This is a genomic window from Streptomyces sp. CA-251247, from assembly GCF_050952975.1.
GTDB lineage: Bacteria > Actinomycetota > Actinomycetes > Streptomycetales > Streptomycetaceae > Streptomyces > Streptomyces achmelvichensis.
Window position 1 is genome coordinate 4,853,344 of sequence record NZ_CP191861.1, and the last position, 12,877, is coordinate 4,866,220.

Annotated in this window: 8 protein-coding genes; all 8 read left to right on the forward strand. The window is 66.0% G+C overall.

All coding sequences use genetic code 11. The features are described 5' to 3' along the window. Positions 1 to 39: 39 nt before the first annotated feature. The 8 genes from nusG to ACQPWZ_RS21555 all read left to right on the forward strand — a co-directional run bounded on the left by nusG (position 40) and on the right by ACQPWZ_RS21555 (position 12,748). Entirely contained in the window at positions 40 to 948 is a 909-nt protein-coding gene (gene nusG, locus ACQPWZ_RS21520; RefSeq protein WP_433572167.1) for a transcription termination/antitermination protein NusG, read from the forward strand. 163 nt (positions 949 to 1,111) lie between these two features. Then, a complete protein-coding gene (gene rplK / locus ACQPWZ_RS21525) occupies positions 1,112 to 1,546 on the forward strand; it encodes a 50S ribosomal protein L11 (protein ID WP_123188882.1) in 435 nt (144 codons plus the stop codon). A gap of 82 nt (positions 1,547 to 1,628) precedes the next feature. Continuing rightward, complete coding sequence (gene rplA / locus ACQPWZ_RS21530) at positions 1,629 to 2,351, forward strand: 50S ribosomal protein L1 (protein ID WP_340474752.1); 723 nt, start codon at positions 1,629 to 1,631, stop codon at positions 2,349 to 2,351. Between the two features lie 162 nt (positions 2,352 to 2,513). Next, on the forward strand, positions 2,514 to 3,374 hold the full coding sequence (locus ACQPWZ_RS21535) for a DUF1396 domain-containing protein (RefSeq protein ID WP_433572168.1): 861 nt from the start codon (positions 2,514 to 2,516) through the stop codon (positions 3,372 to 3,374). 312 nt (positions 3,375 to 3,686) lie between these two features. Further along, entirely contained in the window at positions 3,687 to 4,214 is a 528-nt protein-coding gene (gene rplJ / locus ACQPWZ_RS21540; RefSeq protein ID WP_340474754.1) for a 50S ribosomal protein L10, read from the forward strand. Between the two features lie 108 nt (positions 4,215 to 4,322). After that, complete coding sequence (gene rplL, locus ACQPWZ_RS21545; RefSeq protein ID WP_340474756.1) at positions 4,323 to 4,703, forward strand: 50S ribosomal protein L7/L12; 381 nt, start codon at positions 4,323 to 4,325, stop codon at positions 4,701 to 4,703. Between the two features lie 550 nt (positions 4,704 to 5,253). Beyond that, positions 5,254 to 8,736 (forward strand): DNA-directed RNA polymerase subunit beta, encoded by a 3,483-nt coding sequence (gene rpoB / locus ACQPWZ_RS21550; RefSeq protein WP_313944696.1) that lies wholly within the window; start codon positions 5,254 to 5,256, stop codon positions 8,734 to 8,736. Positions 8,737 to 8,833: 97 nt separating this feature from the next. Then, complete coding sequence (locus tag ACQPWZ_RS21555; protein ID WP_313944695.1) at positions 8,834 to 12,748, forward strand: DNA-directed RNA polymerase subunit beta'; 3,915 nt, start codon at positions 8,834 to 8,836, stop codon at positions 12,746 to 12,748. Positions 12,749 to 12,877: the final 129 nt, after the last annotated feature.

Consider the following 12,877-nt stretch of genomic DNA (forward strand, 5'->3'; position numbering starts at 1 on the left):
ATGTTCCACCCCGTCTGTAGTCAGGAAGAAGCAGCCACCGTGTCTGACCCGAACGTGAACGACGCCGTTGAGCCGAGCGACAGCCTCGAGTCCCCTGAGGACGAGCTCGACATCGTCGAGGCGGCCGACGAGGACCAGGCGGAACTTGCTGACGCCGCCGCGGGCGAGCCCGCCGAGGAAGAAGCGGTCCACGCCGTCGACGACGCTGCCGCCGAGGCCGAGGCCGAGGTCGACGAGGATGAGTCCGAGGGCGAAGCCGACGCTGACGCCGAGGACGAGTCCGACGAGGACGCTGCCGCCGACGAGGAGCCCCTCGTCGAGGAAGCCCCGGCCGACCCGGTCGCCGCGCTCCGCGACGAGCTCCGCGGTCTCCCCGGTGAGTGGTACGTCATCCACACCTACGCGGGCTACGAGAAGCGCGTGAAGGCGAACCTGGAGCAGCGTGCCGTCTCGCTGAACGTCGAGGACTTCATCTACCAGGCCGAAGTGCCCGAGGAAGAGATCGTCCAGATCAAGAACGGCGAGCGCAAGAACGTCCGGCAGAACAAGCTGCCCGGCTATGTGCTCGTCCGCATGGATCTGACGAACGAGTCCTGGGGCGTCGTCCGTAATACCCCCGGTGTCACCGGCTTCGTGGGCAACGCCTACGACCCGTACCCGCTGACGCTGGACGAGATCGTCAAGATGCTCGCCCCCGAGGCCGAGGAGAAGGCCGCCCGCGAGGCCGCAGAGGCCGAGGGCAAGCCGGCTCCGGCCCGCAAGGTCGAGGTCCAGGTGCTGGACTTCGAGGTCGGCGACTCGGTCACCGTCACCGACGGTCCCTTCGCGACGCTCCAGGCGACGATCAACGAGATCAACCCGGACTCGAAGAAGGTCAAGGGTCTCGTCGAGATCTTCGGCCGCGAGACCCCGGTCGAGCTCAGCTTCGACCAGATCCAGAAGAACTGATTCTGGAACACACGCCTCCGAACAGGTCAGAACGGCTCTCACAGCCGCTCTGACCTGCTCGGTTTTTGGCCGCACAGTCATACCCGTTATCGTTGTGCGGTATGCCTCCATCCGGATGATCGGCTGGAGCGCTGGAAACTCTCACTAGGACCCGGAGAGAGCAATGCCTCCCAAGAAGAAGAAGGTCACGGGGCTTATCAAGCTCCAGATCCAGGCCGGCGCGGCCAACCCGGCTCCGCCGGTCGGCCCCGCACTGGGTCAGCACGGCGTCAACATCATGGAGTTCTGCAAGGCCTACAACGCCGCGACCGAGTCGCAGCGTGGCATGGTCGTGCCGGTGGAGATCACGGTCTACGAGGACCGTTCCTTCACCTTCATCACCAAGACTCCGCCGGCCGCCAAGCTGATCCTCAAGGCCGCGGGTGTGGACAAGGGCTCTGGCGAGCCGCACAAGACGAAGGTCGCCAAGCTGACGCGCGACCAGGTCCGTGACATCGCCACGACGAAGATGCCCGACCTGAACGCCAACGACCTGGACGCCGCCGAGAAGATCATCGCCGGCACCGCCCGTTCCATGGGCATCACGGTCGAGGGCTGACAGTCCCCGTACGACCTCAGTGGTAGGGCCAAGCGCTGGTCCGAACCACGACTCCACGCCTGAACACACAACAGGAGCAGAAGTGAAGCGCAGCAAGAACCTCCGCGCTGCGGAGGCCAAGATCGACCGGGAGCGCAACTACGCCCCGCTCGAGGCCGTCCGTATCGCCAAGGACACCGCCGCCACCAAGTTCGACGGAACCGTCGAGGTCGCCTTCCGCCTGGGTGTCGACCCGCGCAAGGCCGACCAGATGGTCCGTGGCACCGTCAACCTTCCGCACGGCACCGGCAAGACCGCCCGGGTCCTGGTCTTCGCGACCGGTGACCGTGCTGCGGCCGCGGAAGCCGCGGGCGCCGACATCGTCGGCTCCGACGAACTGATCGACGAGGTTGCGAAGGGCCGTCTGGACTTCGACGCCGTCGTCGCCACCCCGGACCTCATGGGCAAGGTCGGCCGCCTCGGCCGCGTGCTCGGTCCGCGTGGTCTGATGCCGAACCCGAAGACCGGCACGGTCACCCCCGATGTCACCAAGGCTGTGAACGACATCAAGGGCGGCAAGATCGAGTTCCGCGTCGACAAGCACTCGAACCTGCACTTCATCATCGGCAAGGTCTCCTTCGACGAGACGAAGCTGGTCGAGAACTACGCCGCGGCCCTGGAGGAGATCCTCCGTCTGAAGCCGTCCGCCGCGAAGGGCCGCTACATCAAGAAGGCGACCCTGACCACGACGATGGGCCCCGGCATCCCGCTGGACTCCAACCGCACCCGCAACCTCCTCGTCGAGGAGGACCCGGCCTCCGTCTGATCCTGACGGCAGCCGCGGGTCTCGCGCACTGAAGCCGGCCCCCACACCTCCCAGGAGGTGTGGGGGCCGGCTTTATTCGCTGGGGCGCTGTCAGTCCCTGACGGTAGGGTCACGGGGATTTGTGAAGTCCATGCGTACACCTGTGGGGGGAACGTGCATCCGATGTACCGGAAGGCGGCCGGGCTCGCGCTCGCCGGAGCGCTGCTGGGCGGCGCTGTGGCCTGCTCGGGGGACAGTTCGGCACAGCCGGACCGCAAGAGCGTCTCGAAGCCGGTACGGGTCACGTTGGCCGCGGCCATCGAGCGTGCCGCGGCGAAGAACGAGAAGCTGACCTCCGTCTCGTACCGCATGACGGGGCGGATCCCCGGGCAGGGCTCGCTCGAGGCCCGGGCCGCGATCGGCTTCAAGCCGGCCGTCATGCGGATGAGCATGACGCAGAAGGATGCCGCCCAGAGCGGCGACGTGGAGATGCGGCTCGTCGGGGGTGCCTTCTACGTCAACGGCGGCAAGGAGGCGGCCGCCGAGCTGGACGGCAAGAGCTGGATCAAGTTCGACCTGTCCGCGATGGGCAAGGGCGCAGGCGGCCAGGATCCGTTCGCCGGCGTGGGCCGGGCCGACCGGAACCCTGCCGAGGACTCCGAGTCCCTGACCGCTGCCAAGGACCTCCGGAAGGTCGGCCCGCAGAGAGTCGACGGCGTGGCCACGACGCACTACACCGGCACCGTGCAGCTGGCGACGATGCGCCAGAGTCTCGTGAACGAGGACGCGGCGACCAGGAAGCGCCGGGAGAAGAGCCTCGAGGAGTACGAGAAGATGGGGGTCTCGTCGCTCACGATGGACATGTGGATCGACGGGAACGACCAGACCAAGCAGTTCCGCATCCGGGCCAAGGGCACCAAGGGGCCGCTGGACCTGACGATGACGTTCCTCGACTACAACAAGCCCGTCGTGGTGACGGCGCCTCCCGCGTCCGAAACCGCTGACCTGGCCGAGATGTTCAAGGGCGCCGGTCAGGAGCCGTAGGCCCGATTTGCTTGACCTGGACCGCTTCACGTATTCTTCCCCAGAAGCCAAAGACCGCTGGTCGTTGCTGCGCCTTCGCAAGAGGGTGCGGCGGCCGAAGGATTCGCTGAACTGCGAACGACCCGCGCAGGTGACTGTGGAAGTACTCCCAGACGGTTCCGTCCGGTCGAGTTCACGCCCCGTGCACCTGTGCCGGGGCGTTTCGTTTTGTGCAGAGCCCCTTCTTCACGTGCCTGATTCAGGCGGTCCGGCGACGTGCGGTTGATCGAAAGGTCAGCCGAGGATCATCACCCCGGAAGGAGGCCGAGGCACATGGCGACGTCCGACAAGGTCGCAGCCGTTGCAGAAATCACGGAGAAGCTCCGCGGTTCCCATGCAGCTGTTGTGACGTCCTACACCGGACTGACCGTGGCGCAGCTCAAGGAGCTTCGCCGTTCTCTCGGCGAGAACGCTCAGTACCGAGTGGTGAAGAACACGCTGACCCAGATCGCGGCCAAGGAGGCCGGGATCGAGCTGGACGAGCACCTCAAGGGCTCGACGGCTGTTGCCTTCGTCACCGGTGACCCGGTGGTGGCGGCGAAGGGACTGCGTGACTTCGCCAAGGACAACCCCGCTCTCGTCATCAAGGGCGGTGTCCTTGACGGTAAGGCGCTGTCCGCCGACGAGATCAAGAAGCTTGCGGACCTCGAGTCCCGCGAGGTTCTGCTCGCCAAGCTGGCGGGCGCCATGAAGGGCAAGCAGTCGCAGGCTGCCACGCTCTTCCAGGCGCTCCCGTCGAAGTTCGTCCGCACCGCGGAAGCGCTTCGCGCCAAGAAGGCCGAGCAGGGCGGTGCCGAGTAGTCGGCTCGCGCATTGACCGGGGCTATGTGACGCACCGGTCGTAGCGGGCCTGTACGCCCGCCTTCATGTACATCCGGCACCCGCCGATTTAGTGGAAGGACCGCCATCATGGCGAAGCTCAGCCAGGACGACCTGCTCGCGCAGTTCGAAGAGATGACCCTCATCGAGCTCTCCGAGTTCGTGAAGGCCTTCGAGGAGAAGTTCGACGTCACCGCCGCCGCTGCGGTTGCCGCCGCCCCCGCCGGCCCGGCCGCTGCCGCCGAGGTTGCCGAGGAGCAGGACGAGTTCGACGTCATCCTCACCGGCGCCGGCGACAAGAAGATCCAGGTCATCAAGGTCGTGCGTGAGCTGACCTCCCTGGGTCTGAAGGAGGCCAAGGACCTCGTCGACGGCACCCCGAAGCCTGTCCTCGAGAAGGTCGCCAAGGAGGCCGCTGAGAAGGCTGCCGAGTCCCTCAAGGCCGCCGGCGCCTCCGTCGAGGTCAAGTGACCTTCTGAGCCTCCCACCGTCGGTTCCGCTCAGGTTCCGCGGGAGGCACAGCGAAGGGCGATCACCCATCCGGGTGGTCGCCCTTCGGCGTTGTGGACAGGGCGCATTGCGCTTCTGTTGGCGACGAGTATCGTGATCTTCGCCGTGCGTCCCGCACCCTGGTCAGTGACGATCTCGTCAGCCGGTTGGGTTGGGGGGCCTTGACGAACCGCACGGAGCGCGCAATTCTCAGGACGCGTCGTCACAACGATCCGGATCCGAGGCATGGATCGACGACCGAACGGGCAGTAAGGATGTGCGCCTCCCGGCGCGAGGGCTTACGCGGAGTTGAGAACAACGAGGGTCTCGAAAACCCGCACTGGACATCAGTGTGCCAAGTGGCTACACTGACCCTTTGCGCTGCCTGTTAGCTGCCTCCTGCCCGTCACCAGGGGCATCCCCACGCATGAGCACAGTGGACTGAACATCCCCCAGCTGGGATTTCTTCCTCTGTGTCCGGCATGGGACCGGTACGCGCGTAGTGAGTCCGAGCCCTCGGAAGGACCCCCTCTTGGCCGCCTCGCGCAACGCCTCGACCGCGAATACGAACAACGGCGCCAGCACCGCCCCGCTGCGCATCTCTTTTGCAAAGATCAAGGAGCCCCTCGAGGTTCCGAACCTCCTCGCGCTGCAGACCGAGAGCTTTGACTGGCTTCTCGGCAATGCCGCTTGGAAGTCTCGAGTCGAGGCGGCCCTGGACAGCGGACAGGACGTCCCCACGAAGTCCGGTCTGGAGGAGATCTTCGAGGAGATCTCCCCGATCGAGGACTTCTCCGGGTCGATGTCCCTGACCTTCCGCGACCACCGCTTCGAGCCTCCGAAGAACTCCATCGACGAGTGCAAGGAGCGCGACTTCACGTACGCGGCCCCGCTCTTCGTCACCGCCGAGTTCACCAACAACGAGACCGGCGAGATCAAGTCCCAGACGGTCTTCATGGGCGACTTCCCGCTCATGACCAACAAGGGCACGTTCGTCATCAACGGCACCGAGCGTGTCGTGGTGTCGCAGCTGGTCCGCTCGCCGGGTGTCTACTTCGACTCCAACATCGACAAGACGTCCGACAAGGACATCTTCACGGCCAAGATCATCCCGTCCCGGGGTGCCTGGCTCGAGATGGAGATCGACAAGCGCGACATGGTCGGTGTCCGCATCGACCGCAAGCGCAAGCAGTCCGTCACCGTCCTCCTGAAGGCTCTCGGCTGGACCACCGAGCAGATCCTCGAGGAGTTCGGCGAGTACGAGTCGATGCGCGCCACCCTGGAGAAGGACCACACCCAGGGCCAGGACGACGCGCTGCTCGACATCTACCGCAAGCTCCGCCCGGGCGAGCCGCCCACGCGTGAGGCTGCTCAGACGCTGCTCGAGAACCTCTACTTCAACCCGAAGCGCTACGACCTCGCCAAGGTCGGCCGCTACAAGGTGAACAAGAAGCTCGGCGCGGACGAGCCGCTGGACGCCGGCGTGCTCACCACCGACGACGTCATCGCGACCATCAAGTACCTGGTCAAGCTGCACGCCGGTGAGACCGACACGGTCGGCGAGAGTGGCACCCAGATCGTCGTCGAGACCGACGACATCGACCACTTCGGCAACCGTCGTCTGCGCAACGTCGGCGAGCTCATCCAGAACCAGGTCCGCACGGGTCTGGCTCGTATGGAGCGCGTCGTGCGTGAGCGCATGACGACCCAGGACGTCGAGGCGATCACGCCGCAGACCCTGATCAACATCCGGCCGGTCGTCGCCTCCATCAAGGAGTTCTTCGGCACCAGCCAGCTGTCGCAGTTCATGGACCAGAACAACCCGCTGTCGGGTCTCACCCACAAGCGCCGTCTGTCGGCGCTCGGTCCGGGTGGTCTCTCCCGTGAGCGGGCCGGCTTCGAGGTCCGAGACGTTCACCCGTCGCACTACGGCCGCATGTGCCCGATCGAGACCCCTGAAGGCCCGAACATCGGTCTGATCGGCTCGCTCGCGTCCTACGGCCGCGTCAACGCGTTCGGCTTCGTCGAGACGCCGTACCGCCGTGTCGTCGACGACCAGGTGACCGACGACGTCGACTACCTGACCGCCGACGAGGAGGACCGCTTCGTCATCGCGCAGGCCAACGCCGCGCTGACCGACGACATGCGATTCGCCGAGAACCGCGTGCTGGTCCGCCGTCGTGGCGGAGAGGTCGACTACGTCCCGGGCTCCGACGTGGACTACATGGACGTCTCGCCGCGCCAGATGGTGTCGGTCGCGACCGCCATGATCCCGTTCCTCGAGCACGACGACGCCAACCGTGCCCTCATGGGCGCGAACATGATGCGTCAGGCCGTTCCGCTGATCACGGCGGAGGCGCCGCTGGTCGGTACCGGCATGGAGTACCGCTGTGCGGTCGACGCCGGTGACGTCATCAAGGCCGAGAAGGACGGTGTGGTCCAGGAGGTCTCCGCGGACTACGTCACGGTCGCCAACGACGACGGCACGTACACCACGTACCGCGTCGCCAAGTTCTCCCGCTCCAATCAGGGCACCTCGGTCAACCAGAAGGTCGTCGTCAACGAGGGCGACCGCGTCGTCGAGAACCAGGTTCTCGCCGACGGTCCGGCCACCGAGCAGGGCGAGATGGCGCTGGGCAAGAACCTGCTCGTCGCCTTCATGCCGTGGGAGGGCCACAACTACGAGGACGCGATCATCCTGTCGCAGCGCCTCGTGCAGGACGACGTCCTCTCCTCGATCCACATCGAGGAGCACGAGGTCGACGCCCGTGACACCAAGCTCGGTCCGGAGGAGATCACCCGGGACATCCCGAACGTCTCCGAGGAGGTCCTCGCCGACCTCGACGAGCGCGGCATCATCCGTATCGGTGCCGAGGTCGTCGCCGGCGACATCCTCGTCGGCAAGGTCACGCCCAAGGGTGAGACCGAGCTGACCCCGGAGGAGCGTCTGCTCCGCGCGATCTTCGGTGAGAAGGCGCGCGAAGTGCGTGACACCTCGCTGAAGGTGCCTCACGGCGAGATCGGCAAGGTCATCGGCGTCCGCGTCTTCGACCGCGAAGAGGGCGACGAGCTGCCGCCGGGCGTGAACCAGCTGGTCCGCGTCTACGTCGCGCAGAAGCGCAAGATCACCGACGGTGACAAGCTCGCCGGCCGTCACGGCAACAAGGGCGTCATCTCGAAGATCCTGCCGATCGAGGACATGCCGTTCCTGGAGGACGGCACCCCGGTCGACATCATCCTCAACCCGCTGGGTGTCCCGTCCCGAATGAACCCGGGACAGGTCCTCGAGATCCACCTCGGCTGGCTCGCCAGCCAGGGCTGGAAGGTCGAGGGCAGCGAAGAGTGGATGGAGCGGCTGAAGGTCATCGGCGCCGACGAGGTCGCTGCCGGTACCAACGTCGCCACCCCGGTCTTCGACGGTGCGCGCGAGGACGAGATCTCGGGTCTCTTCGAGTCCACGATCCCGAACCGCGACGGCAACCGGATGGTCCAGCCGTCCGGCAAGGCCAACCTGTTCGACGGCCGCTCCGGTGAGCCGTTCCCGGACCCGGTTTCGGTCGGGTACATGTACATCCTCAAGCTCCACCACCTGGTCGACGACAAGCTCCACGCCCGTTCGACCGGTCCGTACTCGATGATCACGCAGCAGCCGCTGGGTGGTAAGGCACAGTTCGGTGGCCAGCGCTTCGGTGAGATGGAGGTGTGGGCGCTCGAGGCTTATGGAGCCGCCTACGCCCTCCAGGAGCTGCTGACCATCAAGTCCGACGACGTGACCGGCCGCGTGAAGGTCTACGAGGCCATCGTCAAGGGCGAGAACATCCCCGAGCCGGGCATTCCCGAGTCCTTCAAGGTGCTCATCAAGGAAATGCAGTCGCTCTGCCTCAACGTGGAGGTGCTGTCCTCGGACGGCATGTCCATCGAGATGCGCGACACCGACGAGGACGTCTTCCGCGCGGCGGAGGAGCTCGGTATCGACCTGTCCCGGCGCGAGCCGAGCAGCGTCGAAGAGGTCTGACGGGCCTGACGGGGGGCTCGCTCAAGAGCCCCCCGTCATCCCCGGGACCGTTCAGACCATGATTGAGACTCGACCCCGAAAGAGGGATTGACGCACAGTGCTCGACGTCAACTTCTTCGACGAGCTGCGGATCGGCCTTGCCACCGCGGACGACATCCGAACCTGGTCGCACGGCGAGGTCAAGAAGCCGGAGACCATCAACTACCGCACGCTCAAGCCCGAAAAGGACGGACTCTTCTGCGAGAAGATCTTCGGTCCGACCCGGGACTGGGAGTGCTACTGCGGCAAGTACAAGCGTGTCCGCTTCAAGGGCATCATCTGTGAGCGCTGTGGCGTCGAGGTCACGCGCGCCAAGGTGCGCCGTGAGCGGATGGGCCACATCGAACTGGCCGCGCCCGTCACCCACATCTGGTACTTCAAGGGTGTCCCGTCCCGCCTGGGCTACCTGCTGGACCTGGCGCCGAAGGACCTCGAGAAGGTCATCTACTTCGCCGCGTACATGATCACGTTCGTGGACGAGGAGCGCCGTACGCGCGACCTGCCCTCGCTGGAGGCTCACGTCTCCGTCGAGCGCCAGCAGGTCGAGAACCGTCGCGACTCCGACCTCGAGGCCCGTGCCAAGAAGCTCGAGACCGACCTGGCCGAGCTCGAGGCCGAGGGCGCGAAGGCCGACGTGCGCCGCAAGGTGCGCGAGGGTGCCGAGCGTGAGATGAAGCAGCTGCGCGACCGTGCGCAGCGCGAGATCGACCGCCTCGACGAGGTGTGGAGCCGCTTCAAGAACCTCAAGGTCCAGGACCTTGAGGGTGACGAGCTGCTCTACCGCGAGCTGCGTGACCGCTTCGGCACGTACTTCGACGGCTCGATGGGTGCCGCGGCGCTGCAGAAGCGCCTGGAGTCCTTCGACCTCGACGAGGAGGCCGAGCGCCTCCGCGAGATCATCCGTACCGGCAAGGGCCAGAAGAAGACCCGTGCGCTCAAGCGCCTCAAGGTCGTCTCCGCGTTCCTCCAGACCAGCAACAGCCCCAAGGGCATGGTGCTGGACTGCGTGCCGGTCATCCCGCCGGACCTGCGTCCGATGGTGCAGCTGGACGGTGGCCGCTTCGCGACCTCCGACCTGAACGACCTGTACCGCCGTGTGATCAACCGCAACAACCGCCTCAAGCGTCTCCTTGACCTCGGTGCCCCCGAGATCATCGTGAACAACGAGAAGCGGATGCTGCAGGAGGCCGTCGACGCGCTGTTCGACAACGGCCGCCGCGGTCGCCCGGTCACCGGTCCCGGTAACCGCCCGCTGAAGTCCCTCAGCGACATGCTGAAGGGCAAGCAGGGTCGTTTCCGTCAGAACCTGCTCGGCAAGCGAGTCGACTACTCGGCGCGTTCCGTCATCGTCGTCGGTCCGCAGCTGAAGCTGCACCAGTGCGGTCTGCCCAAGGCCATGGCGCTGGAGCTCTTCAAGCCGTTCGTGATGAAGCGCCTGGTGGACCTGAACCACGCGCAGAACATCAAGTCGGCCAAGCGCATGGTCGAGCGTGGCCGCACCGTCGTGTACGACGTCCTCGAAGAGGTCATCGCCGAACACCCGGTGCTGCTGAACCGTGCGCCGACCCTGCACCGCCTCGGCATCCAGGCCTTCGAGCCGCAACTGGTCGAGGGCAAGGCCATTCAGATCCACCCGCTCGTCTGCACCGCGTTCAACGCGGACTTCGACGGTGACCAGATGGCCGTGCACCTGCCGCTCTCCGCGGAGGCGCAGGCCGAGGCCCGCATCCTGATGCTGTCCTCGAACAACATCCTCAAGCCGGCCGACGGCCGTCCGGTCACCATGCCCACCCAGGACATGGTGCTCGGCCTCTTCTTCCTCACCACGGACGAGGAGGAGCGCGAGGTCAAGGGCGAGGGCCGGTCCTTCGGCTCCACCGCCGAGGCGATCATGGCGTTCGACGCCAAGGAGCTCTCGCTCCAGGCGAAGGTCGACATCCGCTTCCCGGTGGGCACCATCCCGCCGCGCGGCTGGACCCCGCCGGCCGTCGAGGAGGGCGAGGACGGCGTCGGCGAGCGGGTGTACCAGCAGGGCGACAGCTTCCGGCTGCGCACGACGCTGGGCCGCGCGCTCTTCAACGAGCTGCTGCCCGAGGACTACCCGTTCGTCGACTACTCGGTGGGCAAGAAGCAGCTCTCCGAGATCGTGAACGACCTCGCCGAGCGCTACCCCAAGGTCATCGTGGCGGCGACGCTCGACAACCTGAAGTCCGCGGGCTTCTTCTGGGCGACCCGTTCCGGTGTCACCGTGGCCATCTCCGACGTCGTGGTCCCCGAGGCCAAGAAGGCGATCGTCAGGGGCTACGAGGAGCAGGACGAGAAGGTCCAGAAGCAGTACGAGCGCGGTCTGATCACCAAGCAGGAGCGCACGCAGGAGCTCATCACCATCTGGACCAAGGCGACCAACGAGGTTGCCGAGGCGATGAACGCGAACTTCCCGAAGACCAACCCCATCTTCATGATGGTGAACTCGGGTGCTCGCGGAAACATGATGCAGATGCGTCAGATCGCCGGTATGCGTGGTCTGGTGTCCAACGCCAAGAACGAGACGATTCCGCGTCCCATCAAGGCGTCGTTCCGTGAGGGCCTGTCCGTGCTGGAGTACTTCATCTCCACGCACGGTGCCCGTAAGGGTCTGGCGGACACCGCCCTGCGTACCGCCGACTCGGGTTACCTGACCCGTCGTCTGGTGGACGTCTCGCAGGACGTGATCATTCGCGAGGAGGACTGCGGCACCGACCGTGGCCTCAAGCTGAAGATCGCCGAGCGGGGTGCCGACGGCTCCCTGCGCAAGACCGAGGACGTCGAGACCTCCGTGTACGCGCGGATGCTCGCCGAGGACGTCGTCGTCGACGGCAAGGTCATCGCGCCGGCCAACGTCGACCTGGGTGACGTGCTCATCGACGCCCTGGTGGGCGCCGGTGTCGAGGAGGTCAAGACCCGCTCGGTCCTGACCTGTGAGTCCGCGGTCGGCACCTGTGCCTTCTGCTACGGACGCTCGCTGGCCACCGGCAAGCTGGTCGACATCGGTGAGGCGGTCGGCATCATCGCCGCCCAGTCCATCGGTGAGCCCGGTACCCAGCTGACGATGCGTACCTTCCACACCGGTGGTGTGGCCGGTGACGACATCACCCAGGGTCTGCCCCGTGTCGTCGAGCTCTTCGAGGCTCGTACGCCCAAGGGTGTCGCCCCGATCTCGGAGGCGGCCGGCCGCGTCCGTATCGAGGAGACCGAGAAGACCAAGAAGCTCGTCGTCACCCCGGACGACGGCAGCGACGAGACGCCGTTCCCGATCTCGAAGCGTGCCCGTCTCCTGGTGGGCGAGGGCGACCACGTCGAGGTGGGCCAGAAGCTCACCGTGGGTGCCACCAACCCGCACGACGTGCTGCGGATCCTCGGTCAGCGCGCGGTCCAGGTCCACCTGGTCGGCGAGGTCCAGAAGGTCTACAACTCGCAGGGTGTGTCGATCCACGACAAGCACATCGAGATCATCATCCGGCAGATGCTCCGCCGAGTGACGATCATCGAGTCCGGCGACGCCGAGCTGCTTCCGGGCGAGCTCGTCGAGCGGTCGAAGTTCGAGACCGAGAACCGTCGTGTGGTCACCGAGGGCGGTCACCCCGCCTCCGGCCGTCCGCAGCTGATGGGTATCACCAAGGCCTCGCTCGCGACCGAGTCGTGGCTGTCGGCGGCGTCCTTCCAGGAGACGACCAGGGTTCTGACCGACGCGGCGATCAACGCCAAGTCGGACTCCCTGATCGGCCTCAAGGAGAACGTCATCATCGGTAAGCTCATCCCGGCCGGTACGGGTCTGTCCCGCTACCGCAACATCCGGGTGGAGCCCACCGAGGAGGCCAAGGCCGCGATGTACTCGGCCGTCGGCTACGACGACATCGACTACTCGCCGTTCGGCACCGGCTCCGGCCAGGCCGTTCCGCTGGAGGACTACGACTACGGTCCGTACAACCAGTAAGCGGTAGCGCATCCACAGGGCGGTCACCTCTCGCGAGGTGGCCGCCCTGTGGGCTGTCCCCGGCGAAGCGCGGCGGATATGTTGCGAGCAGGTGTGTCCTGCGCGCGTGCAGTTGTTTTGACCGGAGCC

Excerpts from the sequence above, each read along its gene's own strand:
- rplJ (WP_340474754.1), top strand. The coding sequence starts at position 3,687 with ATGGCGACGTCCGACAAGGTCGCAGCCGTTGCAGAAATCACGGAGAAG.
- rplK (WP_123188882.1), top strand. The coding sequence starts at position 1,112 with ATGCCTCCCAAGAAGAAGAAGGTCACGGGGCTTATCAAGCTCCAGATC.
- rplL (WP_340474756.1), top strand. The coding sequence starts at position 4,323 with ATGGCGAAGCTCAGCCAGGACGACCTGCTCGCGCAGTTCGAAGAGATG.
- ACQPWZ_RS21535 (WP_433572168.1), top strand. The coding sequence starts at position 2,514 with ATGTACCGGAAGGCGGCCGGGCTCGCGCTCGCCGGAGCGCTGCTGGGC.